Source organism: Aeromonas rivipollensis (assembly GCF_010974825.1).
Classification (GTDB): Bacteria; Pseudomonadota; Gammaproteobacteria; order Enterobacterales; family Aeromonadaceae; genus Aeromonas; species Aeromonas rivipollensis.
In genome coordinates this window covers 40,590-61,643 of sequence record NZ_JAAILA010000003.1, presented here as the reverse complement: position 1 = coordinate 61,643, position 21,054 = coordinate 40,590, and the positions used below count along the sequence as shown (strand labels likewise).

The 21,054-nt window shown below is 63.4% G+C and carries 17 protein-coding genes; 9 read left to right on the top strand and 8 right to left on the bottom strand.

The genetic code is table 11. The features are described 5' to 3' along the window. Positions 1-121: 121 nt before the first annotated feature. Entirely contained in the window at positions 122-1,270 is a 1,149-nt protein-coding gene (locus G4923_RS01150; protein WP_163135100.1) for an MFS transporter, read from the top strand. A gap of 159 nt (positions 1,271-1,429) precedes the next feature. On the opposite strand, the gene G4923_RS01145 is transcribed toward G4923_RS01150, so the two are convergent. The 3 genes from G4923_RS01145 to dinG form a co-directional block, all read right to left on the bottom strand. Next, complete coding sequence (locus tag G4923_RS01145) at positions 1,430-2,326, bottom strand: histone deacetylase family protein (RefSeq protein WP_163135098.1); 897 nt, start codon at positions 2,324-2,326, stop codon at positions 1,430-1,432. 72 nt (positions 2,327-2,398) lie between these two features. Next, complete coding sequence (locus G4923_RS01140) at positions 2,399-3,058, bottom strand: YccT family protein (protein ID WP_106886398.1); 660 nt, start codon at positions 3,056-3,058, stop codon at positions 2,399-2,401. A 144-nt stretch (positions 3,059-3,202) separates the two neighbouring features. After that, on the bottom strand, positions 3,203-5,290 hold the full coding sequence (dinG, locus tag G4923_RS01135) for an ATP-dependent DNA helicase DinG (RefSeq protein WP_163135096.1): 2,088 nt from the start codon (positions 5,288-5,290) through the stop codon (positions 3,203-3,205). A 385-nt stretch (positions 5,291-5,675) separates the two neighbouring features. Here dinG and G4923_RS01130 point away from each other — a divergent pair, with 385 nt between their 5' ends. From G4923_RS01130 to G4923_RS01120, 3 genes are all read left to right on the top strand, one after another. Continuing rightward, a complete protein-coding gene (locus G4923_RS01130; protein WP_106886400.1) occupies positions 5,676-6,719 on the top strand; it encodes a porin in 1,044 nt (347 codons plus the stop codon). Positions 6,720-6,919: 200 nt separating this feature from the next. After that, positions 6,920-7,861, top strand: a complete 942-nt coding sequence (locus tag G4923_RS01125; RefSeq protein ID WP_163135095.1) for a hypothetical protein — start codon at positions 6,920-6,922, stop codon at positions 7,859-7,861. 158 nt (positions 7,862-8,019) lie between these two features. Further along, the gene (locus tag G4923_RS01120; protein WP_163135093.1) at positions 8,020-9,210 is read left to right on the top strand and encodes an amino acid aminotransferase; all 1,191 of its coding nucleotides are present in this window, start codon (positions 8,020-8,022) and stop codon (positions 9,208-9,210) included. Between the two features lie 72 nt (positions 9,211-9,282). Here the strand turns inward: G4923_RS01120 and G4923_RS01115 are convergent, their stop codons facing one another. From G4923_RS01115 to G4923_RS01105, 3 genes are all read right to left on the bottom strand, one after another. Then, positions 9,283-10,788 (bottom strand): helicase HerA-like domain-containing protein, encoded by a 1,506-nt coding sequence (locus G4923_RS01115; protein ID WP_163135091.1) that lies wholly within the window; start codon positions 10,786-10,788, stop codon positions 9,283-9,285. 126 nt (positions 10,789-10,914) lie between these two features. Continuing rightward, on the bottom strand, positions 10,915-11,409 hold the full coding sequence (locus G4923_RS01110) for a DUF2062 domain-containing protein (protein ID WP_163135084.1): 495 nt from the start codon (positions 11,407-11,409) through the stop codon (positions 10,915-10,917). Beyond that, entirely contained in the window at positions 11,403-11,921 is a 519-nt protein-coding gene (locus G4923_RS01105; protein WP_025327482.1) for a DUF2062 domain-containing protein, read from the bottom strand. The genes G4923_RS01110 and G4923_RS01105 overlap by 7 nt, the downstream gene beginning before the upstream one ends. A gap of 28 nt (positions 11,922-11,949) precedes the next feature. Here G4923_RS01105 and G4923_RS01100 point away from each other — a divergent pair, with 28 nt between their 5' ends. From G4923_RS01100 to kdsB, 5 genes are all read left to right on the top strand, one after another. Then, complete coding sequence (locus G4923_RS01100; protein WP_163135408.1) at positions 11,950-14,205, top strand: DNA internalization-related competence protein ComEC/Rec2; 2,256 nt, start codon at positions 11,950-11,952, stop codon at positions 14,203-14,205. 381 nt (positions 14,206-14,586) lie between these two features. Continuing rightward, positions 14,587-16,356, top strand: coding sequence for a lipid A ABC transporter ATP-binding protein/permease MsbA (gene msbA, locus G4923_RS01095; protein WP_139744167.1), 1,770 nt, complete (start codon positions 14,587-14,589; stop codon positions 16,354-16,356). Beyond that, positions 16,356-17,351 (top strand): tetraacyldisaccharide 4'-kinase, encoded by a 996-nt coding sequence (gene lpxK, locus G4923_RS01090; RefSeq protein WP_163135082.1) that lies wholly within the window; start codon positions 16,356-16,358, stop codon positions 17,349-17,351. The genes msbA and lpxK overlap by 1 nt, the downstream gene beginning before the upstream one ends. A 153-nt stretch (positions 17,352-17,504) precedes the next feature. Further along, positions 17,505-17,705, top strand: a complete 201-nt coding sequence (locus G4923_RS01085; protein ID WP_005331987.1) for a Trm112 family protein — start codon at positions 17,505-17,507, stop codon at positions 17,703-17,705. Beyond that, positions 17,702-18,451: a 3-deoxy-manno-octulosonate cytidylyltransferase gene (gene kdsB, locus G4923_RS01080; RefSeq protein WP_163135081.1), complete on the top strand. Its 750-nt coding sequence runs from the start codon at positions 17,702-17,704 to the stop codon at positions 18,449-18,451. The genes G4923_RS01085 and kdsB overlap by 4 nt, the downstream gene beginning before the upstream one ends. Before the next feature lie 58 nt (positions 18,452-18,509). On the opposite strand, the gene G4923_RS01075 is transcribed toward kdsB, so the two are convergent. Further along, complete coding sequence (locus G4923_RS01075; RefSeq protein WP_163135079.1) at positions 18,510-19,157, bottom strand: response regulator transcription factor; 648 nt, start codon at positions 19,155-19,157, stop codon at positions 18,510-18,512. Continuing rightward, positions 19,154-20,980: a sensor histidine kinase gene (locus G4923_RS01070; protein ID WP_163135077.1), complete on the bottom strand. Its 1,827-nt coding sequence runs from the start codon at positions 20,978-20,980 to the stop codon at positions 19,154-19,156. The genes G4923_RS01075 and G4923_RS01070 overlap by 4 nt, the downstream gene beginning before the upstream one ends. Between the last annotated feature and the right edge of the window lie 74 nt (positions 20,981-21,054).

Below are 21,054 nucleotides of genomic sequence, written 5' to 3'. Positions count from 1 at the left end.
GTTATGACGCCAATGGCCGGGTCGGGGCAAAACCTGGCTGTGGCTCGTTCAGTGCCGATTGACAATGGCATTGGCGGTGGCATGATGCGCTCGCATTTTGCCTCTCCCCAGGGTTTTATCCATGACCACATACTCCCGGCCAGTGCAGTTATTGCTCTGTGGCCTGCTGCTGTTGACCCTGGCCATAGCAGTGTTGAATACCCTGGTGCCGCTCTGGCTCGCCCATGACAAGCTGCCGACCTGGCAGGTGGGCATGGTCGGCTCCGCCTATTTTTGCGGCAACCTGCTGGGGACTTTGCTGGCGGGGGCGCTGATCAAAGGCGCCGGGTTCAACCGCAGCTACTACCTGGCTTCTGCGCTCTTCGCCGCAGCCTGTGTCGGGCTTGGGCTCACCCTGGGGTTCTGGAGCTGGCTTATCTGGCGATTCATCGCCGGCATCGGCTGCGCCATGATCTGGGTGGTGGTTGAGAGTGCACTGATGTGCAGCGGCAACGCGCGCAACCGGGGGCGCCTGCTCGCCGCCTACATGATGGTCTATTACATGGGGACTGTGCTCGGGCAACTGCTGGTCAGCACGCTGCCGACCGGTCTGATGGATGTGCTGCCCTGGGTGACTGGCCTGGTACTGGCCGCCATCCTGCCGCTGCTGTTTACCCGCATTGTCAACGAGCAGGGCGAGCAGCAGGGGGCAACCCGGGTGTGGCCCATGCTGCGCCTGCGTCAGGCGCGCCTTGGGGTCAATGGCTGCATCATCTCCGGCATAGTGTTGGGGTCGCTCTATGGCCTGATGCCGCTCTACCTGAACCATCAGGGGGTGAGTGATGCCGGTATCGGCTACTGGATGGCGGTCATGGTGAGCGCCGGCATCCTGGGGCAGTGGCCGGTGGGCCGTCTGGCGGATCGGTTCGGTCGCTTGCCTGTACTGCGGCTGCAGGTGCTGGTGGTCATCCTGGGCGCCTTGGCAATGCTTGGCAACCTGGCGATGGGTCCGGCGCTCTTCATCCTGGGCGCCGCCGGTTTTACCCTCTATCCGGTGGCCATGGCCTGGGCCTGCGAGAAGGTCGAGCAGCATCAGTTGGTAGCGATGAATCAGGCGCTGCTGCTGAGCTACACCATAGGCAGCCTGCTCGGCCCGGCCTATACCTCGCTCTTGATGCAGCACTACTCGGACAAGTTGCTGTTTATCATGATCGCCAGCGTGTCCTTCATCTATCTGCTGATGCTGCTGCGCCCCGTGGGTGAGCATCCGACCCCGGTGGCACATGCCTGATGGCGAGTGTCTGATAGAAAAGAGCGTCGAGAGCCATGCATGACGCCCTGTCCTGTCTCTGGTGACAGGCGCTGCAAAACGCAGCTGTGCCCTATATAAGAAGAGGCGGCCCCGGGGCCGCCTTGTTGTTATCAGAGACTGGCGAGGGGGAAAGGGGCGCTAGCCGTAGCGCTTTTTCGCCTCTTCGAACAGGGAGAGGTGCAGCGGGATCAACTGCCGCCAGTCGCGCCGATAACCGCCTCCCGGTACGGCGGCGATGGGCAGGCCGTGGCTTATCGCACAGTCAAACACCATGGCGTCCCGCTGGCGCACCCCGGCGTCGCTCAGGGAGAGATAGCCGAGCTCATCGGCCTGGTGCACGTCGACCCCGGCCTGGTAGAGGATGAGGTCGGGGCGGTAGAGGCGCAGCGCCAGTGACAGCGCCTGGGTCAGGGTCTCGAGGTAGGCGTCGTCCTCCATGCCGCTTGGCAGGGCAAAGTCCAGATGGGAGGCCGGTTTGTCGCGGGGGAAGTTGTGCTCGCCATGCAGGGAGAGGGTGATGATGTCCCGGCTCCCCGCGCACAGGGCGGCGCTGCCATCCCCTTGATGGACATCGAGATCCACTATCAGCACCCGCTCGCAGCGCCCCTCGTCCAGGCAGGCCCGGGCCGCTATCACCAGATCGTTGAACAGGCAGAAGCCGCTGCCAAAGTCCCTGTGGGCGTGATGATAGCCGCCGGAGACCTGCAGGCCGCAGCCCTGCTCGAGGGCGTGGCGGCTGGCGGCGATGGTGGCCCCGACCGAGCGCAGGGTGCGTTCAATCAGCATGGGTGACCAGGGAAAGCCGAGTCTGCGGATGGCGCCGTCATCCAGGGTGCCGGCAAGGGCCGCCGCCACATAGTCGGCGTCGTGGACCCGGGTTATCTGCTGGCGGCTCGCGGCGGGTGCCTCTGCCAGCGGATAGCCCAGTGTTGCCAGGATCTGGTGGAGCGCCTGGTACTTGGCCAGGGGAAAGCGGTGGCGCTCGGGCAGCGTCAGGGAGGAGTAATGGGGGTGATAGAAGATGCGCAGGGACATGGCAATAGGCCTGAACTGATATGAAAAAGGGGAGCCAGGCTCCCCTCTATGCATAAAGCGACGCGCTGCGCCTTATTGCTGCTGGATCACCCAGATCTGGAAGGCTTTGCGGGTTTCCGCATCCGCCTTGTTGTACCAGTTTTGCAGCTGGGTCAGGGCTTCCGGATTGCTCTGGGCTTTGCTCGGCGCCACTTCGACCGGCGCGCTGGCGGCGGCCATCACGGCAGCGGTGGAGACGGCAACGGTCGCTGGCTGGTTGAAGGCCTTGCCCATCTTGAGCAGCTCCTGCTGGTAGTCACGGGTCAGCTGGAAGCCACCCACTTTCGGCATGACGAACTGCTCGCTGGCCAGGGCCTGACCGCTGACCTTGTCCTTGAGAACGACTTTCTGCTCTTTCACGAATGCCTTGGCTTCGTCTTCGTTGCGCGGCTTCTTGAAATCCAGCACCAGGGTCTGGTTGTCGGCGGCGGTGAAGTTGATCACCAGAGGCTCGGCGGTCACCAGCTTGATGTCGTTGCGGTTGGAGTAGTTGCCCTCGAAGGCCACCACCAGCTGGTGCTTGCCGGCACTGATGGGGAAGCTGCTGGTCTTCTCCAGCAGCTTGGGATTGATGGACTCGCCATCGATCAACTGCACTACATAGGGATTGTGTATTTCCAGTTGGCTATCAGCCAGGGCGCTACCTGCCCACAACAGACCAGCCAGAGCCGGCACCAGAACAGTCAGTTTCATTTCATCTCCTTGAACAGTCAGGCGATTGCCCACTGAAAAATAGGGGCTCATTTTTACAGGTTTGCCCCAGAGCGGCAATAGCCGTTTGTGGCGCCGCCCGGCAGGCAGCTTGCTGACTTATCTGTCAAATAAACCCGGCATGGCTCACTCGATACGCCGGGTGAAGGGGGGGAGGGCGTCGAGCAAGCCCTTGCCGTAGCGTTTGGTCAGCAGGCGCCGATCGAGAATAGTAACGCGGCCCCGATCGGCCTCCTTGCGGATCAGACGGCCACAGGCCTGAATGAGTTTTCGGGACGCTTCTGGCACCGTCAGCTGCAGGAAGGGGTTGCCACCCCGTTTCTCGACCCACTCGGCGGTCGCCTCCTCCACCGGGGAGTTCGGCACCGCGAAGGGGAGCTTGGTGATCACCAGGTTGGTGAGGTAGTGGCCGGGCAGGTCCAGCCCCTCGGAGAAGCTGCCGGTGCCAAAGAGGATGCTGGCCTGGCCGCCGTCGCACCTCTGTTTGTGCAAGGTCAGCAGGGCGTTGCGCGACGCTTCCCCCTGCACCAGCAGGGAGAGCCCCTTGGCCCGCAGCCCCACCGCCACCTCGTTCATCTGCCGGTAGGAGGAGAAGAGCACCAGGCTCGCCTCCTTGCCCGCCAGCAGCCGGGGCAGGGTATCGACCAGCTCCTGGGTAAAGCCGGGGGCGCTGGGTTCATGGGTCATCTTTGGCAGATAGAGCTCGGCCTTGTGGTACTCGAAAGGAGAGCGCAGCCGCAGATAGCGGGTGCCGTCATGCTCCTTGAGCCCCACCTGGTGGCGGAAATAGCTGAAGGAGGAGAGGGCGGTGAGGGTGGCCGAGACCAGCACGGCGCCCAGGCACCTAGACCAGAGCCACTCCTCCAGCAGATAACCCACCTCTATGGGGGAGGCGTGCAGCCAGATGTCCCCATCCTCGCTCCTGGCCATCCAGCGGGCCAGCGGTGTCTTGCCCGTCGGCACGTGGCGACTCAGCATCTCCCACAGGGCGCAGAAACTCTCCAGCCGCTGCAGGTGAAAACCGCTCTCCGCCAGCAGGGGCTCGGCCTCCTTGCGACGGATTTCGCCGTCTTTGAGCGCTTCGCCGATGGCGCCCTGCATCCTGTCCAGCGCCCGCAGCGCCTTCTTGCTCGCCTCCTTCAGGTTCTCCGCCAGCATGGGCAGGGGATCGGGCAGCACCCCCTCGGCAAACCTGTGGTGCTGCTCGGTGCCAAACAGCTGATCGTTGCCGGCGAGCCACTGCTCCAGCGCCTTGAGATCCGGTTGCAGGGAGGCCAGGGCATCCTGCAGCTTGAGTTGGGGGTCGAGCAGGCTCTCCTTGTTCAGCGCCCTGGCCAGCTTGCCGGCGCTCTGCACCAGCTTTTCCAGCCAGCGGCGGGACCCCTTGATGCTGGCGGAGGCGGCGCCGTGATCCCGGGCTATGGTCGGCAGGTGGTGAGCCTCATCCAGCACATAGATACACTCGTCCGGTGGCGGCAATATGATGCCGCCGCCCATGGTGAGGTCAGAGAGCAGCAGGGCATGGTTGACCACCAGCACATCGGCGGCGTCCATGCCATTCCTGGCACGGTGGAAGGGGCAGTGCTGGTGGTGGCTCAGCGCCTTGTTGCAGCTGTGGCGATCGGCGGCGATGCGATCCCAGCACAGATCTGGAATCGGCTTGGGCCAGTTGTCCCTGTCCCCGTCCCACTTCCCCTCGGTGTAGGCCTGCCACAGCGCCTGATAGCGCTCCTTGTCAGAATCTGACGGCTTGTGCTTGCTTAAGCTGCCCGTATTTTGCAAAAAAAAGTCGAGTTCGAAATTGGCCATATCGGCGCCGCTTGCCGCTTGTTCAAGCAGATGTTCGCAGCAGTAACGCTGGCGCCCCTTGACCAGCATGAAGCGAAACGGCAGCTCGCTGTGGCGATGGTAGAAGGGCAGGTCCTTGTGGATCAGCTGCTCCTGCAGGGCGACGGTGGCGGTGGAGATCACCAGCTTCTTCTGGGTGAGCCGCGCCACCGGGATGGCACCCTGGGCATAGGAGAGGGACTTGCCGATGCCGGTGCCCGCCTCGGCCACCAGGATGCGGCGACTCTTTTCATACTCTCCGGTGAGGGTCTTGGCGATTTCGGCCACCAGAAAATTCTGCTCCTTGCGCGGCACAAAACCGGGTAAACCATCGGCAATCTGTCGATAGGTATTGCGAATGGTGGCTTTGAGGCGAGTCGATAGCATGAATGGGGCGTGACCGTGTCTGGAATGAATGGCCACAGGATACCCGCAACAGGCGGCCTGGGTCGAGGCAAGGCGAGGCAGGGGTTATGGGCCGGGATCCGCACTTATGTCATGGGGTGGATTGTGAGTGCAATAAACCACCAAAAAAGGGCGTTTCAGGCAGCGCGTATCGCTGTAAACGTTTTCCCTGAGAGGGCAAACAATATGAGATTCAGCTCACAATTTTTTTCCTATGACTATGGTTTTCTCAAAAAGTTCCAAGTTTTTTCGTTGCGGATCGGAAAACCCGGTGATAGTCTCGGCGGCATAGTGATGCAAAGAACATCGCTAACACAGGGAATAACAAGGACTTAGTGTTTAATTACAGTAGGCATTGGAAACAACTATGAAAAAGACAATTCTGGCTATCGCTATCCCGGCTCTGTTCGCATCTGCCGCTAACGCCGCAGTGGTTTATGACAAAGACGGTACCTCCTTTGATATCTACGGCCGTGTTCAGGCTAACTACTATGCTGACGCTGACGACGCCAGCCCCATCACTGCCAGCAACGCTGGTGATGCCGAGCTGATCGGTTCCTCCCGTCTGGGCTGGTCCGGTAAAGTTGCGCTGAACAACACCTGGTCCGGTATTGCCAAGACCGAGTGGCAGGTTTCCGCCGAAAACTCCGACAACAAGTTCAACTCCCGTCACATCTGGGTTGGCTTCGACGGTACCCAGTACGGCAAGATCATCTTCGGCCAGACCGACACCGCGTTCTACGATGTGCTGGAGCCGACCGATATCTTCAACGAGTGGGGTGATTACGGTAACTTCTACGACGGTCGTCAAGAAGGCCAGATCATCTACTCCAACACCTACGGTGGTTTCAAGGGCAAAGTGTCCTACCAGACCAACGACGACGAAGCCGTCAAGGTTTCTGACATGGGTGGCCAAACCGTCACTACCGTATTCCCGGACCTGAAGCGTAACTACGGCTACGCAGCTGCCATCGGTTATGACTTCGACTTCGGTCTGGGCCTGAACGGCGGTTACGCTTACTCCGACCTGGAAAGCACCACCAGCACCAACACTGGTGACAAGTCCGAGTGGGCCCTGGGCGCACACTACGCCATCAACGGCTTCTACTTCGCCGGTGTCTACACCGAAGGCGACCTGAAGAACGACACCACCGGTTACAAGGGTGAAGGTCGTGGCTACGAGCTGGCTGCTTCCTACAACGTTGATGCCTGGACCTTCCTGGCTGGCTACAACTTCAAGGAAGGCAAGGACAACTCTGCCGGTTCTTCCTACGAAGACATGGTTGACGAAACCCTGCTGGGTGTTCAGTACAACTTCACTTCCAAGCTGAAGGCGTACACCGAGTACAAGATCCAGGGTATCGATGACATGGACGACGAGTTCACTGTTGCCCTGCAATACAACTTCTAATCCAGTCTTAGTACGGATTTAGTTGATAAACGGCCAAGCTTGCTTGGCCGTTTTGTTTTATCTGCCTTTCACCTTATTCCCTCCGCCGTTTGGCCCTGCGCCAGGTCACGTTGTCTCTTTTCTACCCTTGGCTCCTTAGTCGTAAATCGCTAGATTATTCAATTCGTTGAAAGATGGTCTGCCGACAGGGAAGGATGCGTGTGATCGATTTCAGTCACCCCGAGTGGCGAGCGCTGGCTCAGCAGTTGCTGGACGAGGCGCCCCAGGTTATCCGCGGTCGTCAATGGCAGCCCCTCATCGGCATGCTCAGGGACAATCAGCTGCTGCTCCCCCTTGGCAATCACCGCTATGAGCTGACCCCGGCCGGACGGCGCTATCTCACCCGCGAGCTGATGCTGGCCGAGCTGGCCTGTGCTCCCCCCGAACCCGAGGAGTGGCTCCATGCCCAGGGTTGGCAACTGGGGGAGCGGGTCAACGAGCGGGTGCTGGCGGCACTCTATCGCAAGGGGGAGGCGAGCTTCAGTCCGGTCGAGCAGATCAACTTTGAAGACAAGGGGATACGGCTGTGCAGCGATCTGCCGCTGCGCCTGCGGGCCGCCCGCCCGTTCAGCCTGTTCTTCAGCGGCGGTACCCTGCTCGATGCGGCCCCCTGGTTGCACACTCTGGGAGAGGTGGCGTTACCCGCCCGCACCCTGGCGGGGCTTGGCAAGATCCTCTGGGGCGAGGGGGAGATCCAGCGGGTGATCAGCACCGACTCCGTCGGCGTCTTCGCCGAGCTGAGCCTCCCGGACGACGCCTTGCTGGTCTGGCTTCCTGCCCAGGATCCCGGCGCCCTGCAACCCCTGATTGCCGCCTTGCCGCCCCAGACCCTCTGGAGTCACCTCACAGCACTGGACCCGGCAGGGGTCGACAGGGTCCTGGTATTGGCCCAGCGGCTGGGACGCCCGGCCAGCTGGTGGCTGCCCCGGGACCTGGCTCCCATCAAGGAGGCCTATGCCGCCCCTCTGCAGGGCGCTCGCCCCTGGGAGCCGAGCCGGATCCCCCGTCCATTGCGGGCCCTGTGCAGCGATCTGGTGGAGTCCAACCGTGGCCTGTCGGCCGAGGTATGCGCCCTGGCATCGGGCTGGCATGCAATCGGCTGAGGGGGCTGCCATCCACCTTGAGAAAGCGGTTTTCCCCTATGGAAGGCAGTGGTATAAAGAGTTGACGGAGCGCTCGCCAAAGGAGCGCTTTTGTTTGCCAACCTAGTTTGCCAACCTAGTTTGCCAGCCAATGAACTCAACGGAATACAGGGAATACCATGTTTGAAAAGGTTGTTGCCGCCCCAGCGGATCCGATCCTGGGCCTGACCGAAGCCTTCCGTGCCGACTCTCGCAGCCACAAGATCAATCTGGGGGTCGGGATCTACAAGGATGAGACCGGTGCCACTCCTATCCTTCATTGCGTCAAGAAAGCAGAGCAGAAGCTGCTCACCGACGAGAAGACCAAGAACTACCTCGGTATTGAAGGCAATATCGAATATGGCCGCATAGTGCAGCAACTGCTGTTCGGGCAGGATTCCGCCCTGATTGCCAGCGGCCGCGCCAAGACAGCCCAGGCGCCGGGTGGTACAGGTGCCCTGCGCATCGCCGCCGAGTTCGTGGTGCGCAACGGTCTGGCCAAGACCATCTGGATCTCCGATCCCACCTGGGCCAACCACGTCAGCGTGTTCCAGGCTGCCGGCCTCACCGTCAAGTGGTACAAGTACTACGATGCGGCGACCAAGGGTCTCGACTTTGCCGCCATGCAGGGGTCGCTCTGTGAAGCGCAGGCCGGCGATCTGGTGCTGCTGCACGGCTGCTGCCACAACCCGACCGGCATTGACCCCACAGCTGATCAGTGGCGCGCCCTGGCCAAACAGAGCGCCGCCGCTGGCTGGCTGCCGCTGTTTGACTTCGCCTATCAGGGCTTTGCCCGTGGTATAGAGGAAGATGCCGAGGGGCTACGCATCTTCGCCGAGTGCCATGACGAACTGCTGGTGGCGAGTTCCTTCTCCAAGAACTTCGGCCTCTACAACGAGCGGGTCGGTGCCTTCACCCTGGTCAGCGCGACCAAGGCGATTGCCGACGTGGCCTTCACCCAGGTCAAGACCGTCATCCGAGCCAACTACTCCAACCCGCCGTCACACGGCGCCGCCGTGGTGACTACCATAGTCAGCGATCCGGCCCTCTATGCCGAGTGGGTGGAAGAGGTGGCGGCCATGCGGGTGCGTATTCGCGAGATGCGCGAACTGCTGGTAGAGAAGTTGGCTGCCCTCGGTGTGAGCCAGGACTTCAGCTTCATCCGCGAGCAGAACGGCATGTTCTCCTTCTCCGGTCTCTCCAAGGATCAGGTGGAGCGTCTCAAGAGCGAGTTTGCCATCTACATCGTCGGCTCCGGCCGGATCAGCGTGGCCGGGATCACCCGCGCCAACATAGATCCCCTGTGCGATGCCATCGCCAAGGTGCTGTAAGCACAACCATCGGCATCCGCTCAATAAAAAGCCCGCCATGTCGGCGGGCTTTTTCATGCCTGTTTTCCGACATCAACGGCGCCGTTTGCTGCCCCCCAGCAGGGAGCCGAGTACGCCCCGTACCAGCTGGCGCCCCACCTCGTTGCCCAGGGTACGGGCCACGCTCTTGGCGGCGGTCTGCACCACGCCGTCATGCTGACCACCGCGCGGGCCTGTGCGACCGAACAGGATACCGTTGAGGGCGTCGAGCAATCCGCCCCCCTGCTCCGACGGGGTCTGGGAGGCATCATCCGAGGCGGCTGGTGCCCCGCCATTGAGGCGCTCGAAGGCGGATTCGCGATCCTCGCGGGTCTCGTATCTGCCGTGAAGCACTGATCCCTGGATCAGGGCCTGCCGCTCGGCGTCGCCCAGGGGACCTATGCGACTGGCGGGCGGGGCGATAAAGGCGCGCTCCACCACGCTTGGGCGCCCCTTCTCATCGAGCAGGGAGACCAGGGCCTCGCCCACCCCGAGCTCGGTGATGACGCCGGCCGCGTCGAAGGCCGGGTTGGCCCTCAGGGTGTTGGCGGCGATGCGCACCGCTTTTTGGTCGCTCGGAGTAAAGGCGCGCAGGGCGTGCTGCACCCGGTTGCCGAGCTGCCCCAGCACGCTGTCGGGAATATCGGCCGGGCTCTGGGTCACGAAATAGACGCCCACTCCTTTCGAGCGGATGAGGCGCACCACCAGCTCTATCTTCTCCAGCAGCGCCTTGGGGGCGTCGTTGAACAGCAGGTGAGCCTCGTCGAAGAAGAACACCAGCACGGGTTTATCGGGATCCCCCACCTCGGGCAGTTGCTCGAACAGCTCGGACAAGAGCCAGAGCAGGAAGCAGGCATAGAGGCGGCTGGACTGGGTGAGCTTGCCGGCCGCCAGCACATTGATGTGGCCGTGGCCGGCCCCGTCGGTCTGCAGCAGATCCTGAATATCCAGCATGGGCTCGCCGAAGAAGTGGTCCCCTCCCGCACTCTCCAGGGTGAGCAGGTTGCGCAGTATGGCGCCGATGGAGGCGGTGGACACATTGCCATAGCGGGTGGTGAGGGATTTGGCGTTGTCCCCGGCAAACTGCACCATGGCGCGCAAGTCTTTCAGATCGAGCAGCAGCAAGCCCTCGTCGTCCGCCACCTTGAACACCAGCTCCAGCACCCCGCTCTGGGTGTCGTTGAGGTCGAGCAGGCGGGCCAGCAGCAGGGGCCCCATGTCGGAGACTGTGGCCCGCACCGGGTGCCCCTGCTCCGCAAACAGGTCCCAGAACAGGGCCGGACTGGGGGCGAAGGCGGGGGCCGGGATGCCGAGCTGGGCCAGCCGGGCATCCAGCTTGCTCGACGGGGTGCCAGCGGCGCCGAGGCCGCTGAGATCCCCCTTTACATCCGCCAGAAAGACCGGCACCCCGAGGCGGGAGAACCCCTCTGCCAGCACCTGCAGGGTGACTGTCTTGCCGGTCCCCGTGGCGCCTGTGATGAGGCCGTGGCGGTTGGCCATGGCGGGCAGCAGTGAGATGGGTTGGCCATTGGCATAGGCCAGCGTCAGGGGTTGGGCCATGGTGAACTCCTTGTCTTTGCAGGTAGCGGCAAGCTGAGGACTACAAGGAGTGTGGTGGCAGAGCCAAACGATGGCAAGGCGGCGCGAATTGCGCCCTGTGGCTAAGCCGAAGGGCGGGCAGGAGGCTCAGCGGGGGCGGGTCAGCCTGCCCAGTTGCAGCATCAGCAGGGTGAGCAGGGCCCCGGTGGCGGCGGTCAGCACCGCCAGCAACAGGCTGCCGAGCAGGAAGGGGGGCACCAGGGTCGCCGCCTCGTGCTCCAGCCAGTGCAATGACCAGGTGAGGTGGAAGGGCTCAGGCGTCTGGTGCAGCACCAGGCAGCCGGTGCGATAGGCATAGAGGTACATGAAGGGCAGCGTCAGCGGGTTGTTGAACCAGACCGCCAGCAGGGCCAGCGGCAGGTTGAGGCGAAACGCCAGCGCCAGCCCGACCGCGACGAGGGAGTGCATGGGGATGGGGATCCAGCTGGCGAAGAGGCCGGCCGCCACGGCGCCGCTGAGCGCCCGGGTGCCGCCCTGCCAGAGGGCGGGGGTCAGCAGGCGCTCACCAAAGAGGGCGAACCACTTCTGCTGGCGCAGGGTGTCCGGGTCTATCTTGAAACGGGCCAGCCAGCGGCTCAGCATGCCCGCGCCTCCTTGCGCTTCTGCCATTGGCGCACTGTGTTGATGCGCCAGAAGGTGCGGATGAAGGCGTAACCCATCAAGGAGCTCAGCAGCGCGAGCACCAGGGAGCCCAGCAGCAGCGGCGGGGCCAGGGTTTCAAATACCGAGACAAGCCACTCCCAGGTGAACTGGATATCGATGTGCTGGGCGGGGTGCCCGAGCAGCTGGCAGCCCACCAGGTAGGCGCCATAGAACAGCGGCGGCATGGTGAAGGGGTTGGAGAGCCAGACCAGGGCGACCGAGAGGGGCAGATTGACCCTAAAGAGGATGGCGCCACCGGCCGCCAGTAGCATCTGGCAGGGGAGCGGGATCCAGGCCATGAAGAGGCCGACCGCGAAGGCACCGGCGGCGGAGCGGCGGTTGAGGTGCCAGAGGTTGGCATCGAGCAGCAGCTTGCCGAACAGCCGCAAGTGCTTGTGTTCCTTGAGCTTGTCCTGATCGGGCAGCCAGCGTTTTATGAGTCGTTTGGGCATGTTTGAAACCTTGCTAAATACTTGCTCCATGGATCTGCGTCTGTTGTCGTTTGCCCTGGGGGCAAGCTCCTCACTGCTCTGGCCCTGGTTACCCTCTACTGCATGGGGTGGCACGCTGCTGGCCCTCGCCATCCTGCTTGCCCATGGCCGTCACTGGCGGCTCTTGTTTCTGGTGCTCGGCGTGCTCTGGATGCAGCTGAACCTGCAGTATCGGTTGGCCTGGCTGGACAAGCTGGAGACACAGACCAGCCACATCATAACCGCACGGGTGCAAAGTACGGAGTCCTCGGGCGATAAACCGCGAGATAAATTTGCCCGCCTGCTGCTGCGGGTCGAGACGCTGGACGAGCAGCCCCTCGCGATAGCCCCCCTGGTCAGGATCAATGCCTATCAGGCCCTGCCGCCCCTGCCAGCAGGCAGTCGCATCACCCTGGTGAGTTCCCTCAAGCCCGCCCATGGACTGGCCAACGAGGCGGGCATGGACGGGCGGCGCCTGCTGCTTGGCAAGGGGATCACCGCGACCGGCAACCTGCGCCGTCTCATCGAGGTCCAGGAGGCGGCCCCCGGGATGCGGGAGCGCTGGCTTGCCGCGGCCAGCAGCGCCTGGCAGGGGCTGGAGCAGGCCCCTTTGCTGGCGGCGCTCAGCTTCGGGGAGCAGGGGGGCATCACGGATGCCCAGTGGGATCTGTTTCGCGGCAGCGGCCTGACCCACATCATCGCCATCTCGGGCCAGCATATCGCCCTGGTGGCGGTGCTCGGCTGGTGGCTGGGGCGGCTGCTGGGGTTGCGGGGGGCCATTGTGGTCTCCCTCTTGTTTGCCGCCGTCTACAGCTGGCTGGCGGGATTTGCGGTGGCGACCGAGCGGGCCCTCATCATGGTGCTGGTGTGGAGCCTGCTGCGCTGGTTGAAACGGGACTGGCCCAGCCACCGCATCTGGCTGTGGGCCTTCGTGGTGATAGTGCTCTGGGATCCCTTCGCCCTCTACTCGGCCGGTTTCTGGCTCTCCTTCATGGCGGTGGCCCTGCTGTTGCTGGCGAGCCTGCTGCACGCGCGTCCCGGACTGGTGCGGCTGCAATGCCTGATGCTGCTCGGCCTGCTACCCCTGCAACTGCTGCTGTTCGAGGGCATGGCACCGCTGGCGCTCTTGCTCAATCTGCTGGCGTTGCCGCTGTTTTGCCTCGGCATCATTCCGCTGGCGCTGATCGGTGTGCTGCTGGCGCCGCTCTCCACCGCCCTGGCGCATGCCCTGTTCTGGTTGTCCGATCTGGGGTTGACCTGGGTGTTGTGGGGAGTCGGCCTGCTGGCGGACCATCTGCAGCTCTGGTGGCCTGTTCCCGGCTGGCTGATGCCCGTCAGCGCCTTGCTGGTGCTGCTGTGGGGGGCCTGGCAGTTGTCGGGAGGGCGCGGCTTGCTGCTCCCTGTGGGGGCCGCCCTGCTGCTGGGTGCCTGGCCTGCTCCCACGCCCTGGCAGGTGCGGGTGCTGGATGTGGGGCAGGGCTTGTCGGTGCTCGTCACCCGGGGCGAGCGCGGCATCCTCTATGACACCGGGGATAGCTATCCCGGCGGCTACAACATGGCGGAGGCCGCCATACTGCCCGTGCTGAGCCGCCTCGATGTGCGGGTGCTCGATGCCCTCATCATCAGCCACAAGGACAGGGATCATGCGGGCAACAGGCGCGCCATGCTGCAGGCGATGCCGGTGCGCCGCGAGCTCTCCTCGTTCGGCTTCGCCCGCAGCACGACCCTGTGTCGCCGTGGTCAGCGCTGGCACTGGCAGGGGCTGGAGGTGCGCGTGCTCTGGCCCGAGCGGCCGGGGGCGGGGCGCAACAACGACAGTTGCGTGGTGCAGATAAGCGACGGCCGGCATCGCATCCTGCTCAGCGGTGACATAGAGCAGGGGGCGGAGCGCCGCCTGCTGGCCCTGGAAGAGCAGGGAGAAGGAGAGGAACTCGCCAGCACGTTTTCCAGCATTCACCTCAGCACCCTCTCCAGCACCGTGTTGGTGAGCCCTCACCATGGCAGCCGCACTTCCTCCACCCCGGGCTTCGTGGCAGCGGTGAACCCGGATGTCGTCATCCACAGCGCCGGCGACAGGAACCAGTGGCAGTTTCCCCGCCCCGAGGTGGTGGCAAGATACCAGGGGGCTCGTCAGTGGGTGACGGGGCAGGATGGCGCCATCCTGATCGAGGCGGGGGAGGGGGGGCTCAAGATCCGGGCCGAGCGCGAGCAGGGCCCCTGGTACAGGCGCAATGGCCACTGGTGGCAACCCAGGTTATGGCGCTAGGACCACTCCCTTAGCTGTCATTTCTCTTTGGGATTGGGCTGGGGCGATGGCAACGCCTGGTGGAAATCCTGCGCTTTGGCTAGGGCAATAATCCGTCATTTTCCTTTGAGGAAGGGTGAGGGAGATGGCCAGGCGATGGCAACGCCTGGTGTAATCCTGCGCTTTGGCCAGGGCAATAATCCGTCATTTCCCTTTGAGGGAGGGGAGGGGAGATGGCCAGGCTATGGCAACGCCTGGTGTAATCCTGCGCTTTGGCCAAGGCAATAATCCGTCATTTCCCTTTGAGGAAGGGTGAGGGAGATGGTCAGGCTATGGCAACGCTTGGTGTAATCCTGCGCTTTGGCTAGAATACCCCGTCATTTCCCTTATTAACGGCTATTCATGCAACAAGAAACCTCACAAGAGAGCTGGCCCGTCTTCAAACGCCTGCTCGGTTATGTCCGGGATCGCAAACTGGGGCTGGTGGGCGGCATCATCGGCATGCTGGGTTATGCGGCCGTGGATACCACCTTCGTCTACTCCATCAAGCCGCTCATCGATCAGGGCCTCAACGGCAACGACAGCAGCGTGCTCAAGTGGATGCCCTTCTTCGTGCTCGGTATCGTCGCCCTGCGCGGTTGTGCCGCCTTCCTCTCCAACTACTGCATGGCCTGGGTCGGCAACCATGTGGTGATGCGGCTGCAGCAGCAGGTATTCAGCCACCTGATGGCCATGCCCATGAGCTTCTTCGACCGCCAAAATACCGGCAACCTGCTCTCCAAGGTGACCTATGACGCCGGTCAGGTGTCGTCCGCTGCGAGCTCGACCCTGGTGTCGCTGGTGCGCGAAGGGGCCACCGTCATCGGCCTGCTCGGCCTGATGTTCTGGCACTCCTGGCAGCTGTCGGTGATCTTCCTGGTGGTCGGCCCTGTGGTGGGTGTGCTCATCGGTCTCATCAGCCGTCGTTTTCGCAAGATCAGCCGTCACATCCAGCAGGCGGTGGGTGACATCACCACCTCCACCGAGCAGATGCTCAAGGGCCATAAAGAGGTGCTGATGTTCGGTGGCCAGCAGGTGGAGGACAAGCGCTTCTTCACCGTCAGCAACCGGATGCGCCAGCAGACCATGAAGATGGTGGCGGCCGACGCCATCGGCAGCCCCATAGTCCAGATGGTGGCCTCGGTCGCCCTGGCGGTCTTCCTCTACGTGGCGACCATAGACTCGGTCAAGGCGACCCTGACCGCGGGCACCTTCACCGTCATGGTCACTTCCATGATGATGCTGCTCAAGCCGCTGAAAAGCCTGACCGACGTGAACAACCAGTTCCAGCGCGGCATCACCGCCTGCCAGAGCCTGTTCGGTCTGCTGGACTCCACCCCGGAGCAGGACACCGGCACCCGCACCCTGGAGCGGGCCCGTGGCGAGATAGAGTTTCGCAACGTCACCTTCACCTACCCGACCAAGGAGACCCCGGCGCTGCACAACATCAGCTTCAAGGTGGAGGCGGGCAAGTCCGTGGCCCTGGTGGGTCGCTCCGGCTCCGGCAAGAGCACCATCGCCAGCCTGCTGACCCGCTTCTATGACATAGAGCAGGGGGAGATACTGCTGGATGGCGTCAACATCCGCGAATACAAGTTGAGCGAGCTGCGCAAGCAGTACGCCCTGGTTTCCCAGCATGTGCACCTGTTCAACGACTCCGTGGCCAACAATATCGCCTACGCGGCAGAAGAGCGCTACAGCCGGGAAGAGATACAGCATGCGGCCCGCATCGCCCATGCCGACGAGTTCGTGCGCAAGATGCCGGAAGGCTATGACACCGTCATCGGCGAGAACGGCGCCTCCCTGTCCGGTGGTCAGCGTCAGCGCATTGCCATCGCCCGCGCCCTGTTGCGGGACTCCCCCGTGCTGCTGCTGGACGAGGCCACCTCGGCCCTGGATACCGAGTCCGAGCGCCACATCCAGGCGGCCATCGACGAGCTGTGCAAGGCGCGCACCTCCCTGGTGATCGCTCACCGTCTCTCCACCATAGAGAAGGCGGACGAGATCCTGGTGATCGACGAGGGTCATATCGTCGAGCGCGGCAACCATGACGCCCTGATGGCCCAGCAGGGCACGTATGCCCAGTTGCGGGCCATTCAGTTTGGCAACGTCGCAGTGAGTAACAAGGGCTGATGCTGGAGCGTCTCTGGTACGGCAAGAGTGGCTGGCGCTGGGCGCTGGCCCCCTTGGCCCTGTTGTTTGCCCTCGTCAGCGGTGTGCGCCGTTTCGCCTATCGCCGTGGCTGGTTCACCCGCTATCGGGCCAGCCTGCCGGTGATAGTGGTGGGCAATATCTCGGTCGGCGGCAATGGCAAGACCCCTGTGGTGGTCTGGCTGGTGGAACAGCTGCAAGCCCGTGGCTGGCGCCCCGGCGTAGTCAGCCGCGGTTACGGTGGCAAGGCGCCCCATTACCCTTATCGGCTGGGCGTCACCAGCACCACGGCCCAGGCGGGGGATGAGCCGGTGCTCATCGCCCGGCGCTGCGGCTGCCCCGTGGTGGTGGCCCCCAAACGCGCCGATGCGGTGCGTCTGCTTGAGCAGAGCGGCGAGGTGGACATCATCATCACCGACGACGGTCTGCAGCACTACGCCCTGGCACGGGACATAGAGCTGGTGGTGGTGGATGGGACCCGGCGCTTTGGCAATGGCTGCCTGCTGCCCATGGGGCCGCTGCGGGAACCCATGACCCGCCTCAAGCGGGTCGATGCCATCATCTGCAACGGCGGGACCCCGGCCCAGGGGGAATACCCCATGGCACTGGTGGCGGCCGCGCCGCGCCGCGTATGCGACGACGCCCCCCTCGAGGCTCCCCTCGCCGGACCTGTGGACGCATTGGCGGGCATAGGCCATCCCCCCCGCTTCTTTGCCACCCTGACCGGGCTCGGTTATGAGCTGGTACAGAGTGTCGGTTATGCGGATCATCAGGCCTTTGATCGGGATGAGCTGCTCGCCCGCTTCGGCGAGCGTCCCCTGCTGATGACGGAGAAGGATGCGGTCAAGTGCCGGGCCTTCGCGCCGGCGCACTGGTGGTATCTGCCGGTGAGCGCCGAGTTGCCCGCCTCACTGCTTGACACTCTGCTGCAGCGGTTGACCCCGCCGCAAGCGTCCGACCCTGACCATGCACATTGAATGGCGCAAGATCATCGCCTGCACGGCATCATAGCCCGTGCGGCGCCGTTGCAAGGAGCCGGGTTCCGGCTCCGGCGATGGACCATTAAACTGCTCGACAGCATAGCCCGCTCGAGATCGTCGCTTGCTCGACATCGTTGAAGGAGTTTCGTTTTGGCACTGGATATCAAATTGCTCGACATCATCGCCTGCCCTGTTTGCAAGGGGAAGCTGCACTATCAACCGCAATCGGACAAGGCCGCCCATGAGCTCATCTGCCGTTTCGACAGACTGGCCTATCCGCTGGAGGAGGGGATACCCGTCCTCTTGGAGAACCGGGCGCGTCATCTGCCCCTGGAAGAGCTGAAGCCATGAGTTTCGTCGTCGTCATTCCGGCCCGCTACGCCTCCACCCGCTTGCCGGGCAAGCCGCTGGCGGACATCCATGGCAAGCCCATGGTGCAGCACGTAGTGGAGAAGGCCCTGCAATCGGGCGCCGATCGGGTGATAGTCGCCACCGACGATGAGCGGGTGCAGCAGGCGCTGCAGACCACCGGCGTCGAGGTGTGCATGACATCGAAGGATCACCAGTCCGGCACCGAGCGCCTGGCCGAGGTGTGCCGTCACTACGGTTTTGCCGCCGATACTATCGTGGTCAACGTGCAGGGGGATGAGCCCCTGATCCCGCCCGCCATCATCCGCCAGGTGGCGGACAACCTGGCCGCCGCCACGGCCCCCATGGCCACCCTGTCGGTGCCCATTCAGGACGCCGAAGAGGCGTTCAACCCCAATGCGGTCAAGGTGGTGACGGACAAGGATGGCTATGCCCTCTACTTCAGCCGGGCCAGCATTCCCTGGGACAGGGATCGCTTCGCCCAGAGTCGGGAGCAGATTGGCAGTCACTATCAGCGCCACATCGGCATCTACGCCTATCGCGCCGGCTTCATCCAGCGCTACGTGGACTGGGCGCCGAGCGCGCTCGAGCAGGTAGAGGCGCTGGAGCAGTTGCGGGTGCTCTGGTACGGGGAGAAGATCCACGTGGCCCAGGCGCTGGAAGCCCCCCCGGTCGGGGTGGATACCCAGCAGGACCTGGACAAGGTGCGTGCGCTGCTGGCCCTTTGAGGTCGGAGTGTCCATCTGAGAAACACGGCGCCAAGAGGCGCCGTTTTTCTATTGCCGCTCAGACAGGGGCCGGGTTGTCCAAATCCATCGCTCGAGCCGGATAACGAGACTGAGCCTCCGTCAGCAGCTGTACCAACTGCAGCGGGGTCGTACAACCCATCTTCTTCATCATGTTGTGGCGGTGGATCTCTGCGGTGCGCAGGGCGATGCAGAGCCGATCCGCTATCTGCTTGTTCTGCATTCCCTCCTGTACCAGTTCCATGATCTCCCGCTCCCGTGGCGACAGCAGCTCGAGCCGTGCCTGCAGCACCTGGCGGGCGAGCTGACGCTCATGTGCCGCGCGGCTGTGGGCGCAGGCGCGGCCGATCGCCGCCAGCAGCACAGTTGAGTCTACCGGCTTCTCCAGCAAGTCGAAGGCGCCCTGCTTGAAGAGGCACACTGTCGTGGCGACATCTGCCTCACCGGTGAGGAAGACGATGGCAAGGGTGTTCGGAAGCCGGTTCAGCGCCTCCTGCAGCTCACCGCCGCTCATCCCCGGCATGCAGAGATCGAGGATCAGGCACCCAGGTTGGTTCAGATCGACCTCGGCCAGGAAGCGGCGAGCCCCGTCGTAGCTCTGCAGCCTGATCTGCACCGCCTCCAGCAGCCAGCCCAACGACGCCCGCACGGCGGGGTCATCGTCGACCAGATAGACGTTATCCTTCATTCCTGCTCTCCTTCTTCCAGTGGCTGGAGCGGTAGCGAGAAGGCGATCACCGCCCCCTGCGGCACCGCTTCCGCCCAAATGGTGCCCCCATAGGACTCGATGATCCGCTTGCAGATGACAAGGCCGAGGCCCAGCCCCTCTTTCTTGCTGGTGTGAAACGGCAAGAAGAGATGGGCCCGCTGCGCCTCTGTCATGCCTGTGCCGTTGTCATGAATGCTGATGATCACCCGATTGGCCTCGATCCGCTGGCGGATGGCGATGCATGGCGGTCGGGTGTCGGGGTTGAGCGCCACCGCCTCGCTGGCGTTGCAGAGCAGATTGACCAGCACCTGCTGCATCAGGATGGGGTCGATCCGCAGATGGACGGGTTCCCCCTGTGGTAGGTGCAGGCTGATGCGCTGACGCACGAACTGGTCGTGGAAGAGTGGCAGGGTATTTCGGAGCAACTCGTCGAGGGAGAGCAGGCGATCCTGCGCCTCGCCCTTGCGCATGAAGTTGCGCAGCCGGGCGATGATCCCCTTGGCCTGGGTCACCTGGGCGAGGGCCAGCGTGAGCCCCTGCTCGACATCGGCCAGCGCCGGTGGCTGGGCCGCCAGGCGCAGCCGGCAACCCGCCAGGTAGTTGTTGAGCGCCATCAACGGCTGGTTCAGTTCGTGTGCCATCCCGGCCGCCAACTCACCGGACAGCAGCACCCGCTGTGCCGAGAAGAGCTGCTGCTGTTGCTGGCTCAGGCGCTCGGCCGCGAGCCGATTGTCGGTCAGCACCTGGGTGAGCTGCTGGTTGCTCTCCTTAAGCTGGCGGGTGCGCAACTGCACCAGGTGTTTCACCCTCAGGTGATAGCCCCCCAGCAGCAACAACAGCCCCAGGGCGATCAGCAACCAGCCGCGATAGTGATGCCAGATCTGCAACGCCAGCGGCTGCGCGTTGGCGGCGTCGAGCTGCTGTTGCAGGGCGATGACGGCGGCGTCCTTGACCGGCGCCGTCCAGTGCAGATAGTGGCCGGCCCTGGCGGCATCCGAATCGGCAGGTATTTCCAGCAACACTCTGGCGAGATCCCGGGCGAAGGCCTCGTTGACGTGCGCCAGCCTGGCCAGGCTGAGGGAGGGGTAGAGCGGGGTCGAACTCTGGCAGGGGAGCGCGGATTGGGGCTGCGGCAGTATGACCCTGAATTGATCGACCCTGTAGCGTCCCTGAGCGATGGCCTGCTCCAGGATGCAGGTCGGCAGGATCGCCACCTCGGCGCTGCCGTCTTGCAGCAGGTGCAGCAGATCCTCTTGCGGCAAGCCGGCAAACAGCAACCCGGGGAATGCCTCTCTGGGATCGAGTCCGGCTTTGAGCCAGAGCCCCTGGATGATCTGAAAACCACCGAAGGCTTCCGGACTGGTGGCGACGACGCGTTGGTGCCCCAGCATTTGCCAGTCGGTGATAGGGGGGCCATCGGCACGAGAGATGAGGGTCGAGCCGACCGCCTGCTCGGCGGAGCCCTGCAGGGGGCTGAGGCTCAGCAGGCGTACCGCATCATGCTGGCGCTGGTAATCCAGAAACTTCAGGCCATTGCTGATGACGAAGTCCAGGGTGCCGGAGGCCACGAGCTGATTAAGGCTGCTCACGTCCCCGCTCACGAGCCGGAACTGGTATTGCGGCAAGCGCCGGTTGAGATAATCCACCGTCGGTTGCCAGCGAGCCTTCTCGGCGTCGGGCTGATCGAAGGTGATGACACCGATGCGGATCACCGGCCTGAGGCTGGTCTGCCACTCCTTGGCGACGAGCGGCCCGAGCCAGCCGAGCCAGAGCAGGGAAACGCAGAGGAGGACGCGGCCCATGAGATTCGTTGCTCCTGATAGAGGGAAAGGGCGATTAGGGCACTATCCGGTACTGTCTGGTCCTTGATCCAGAT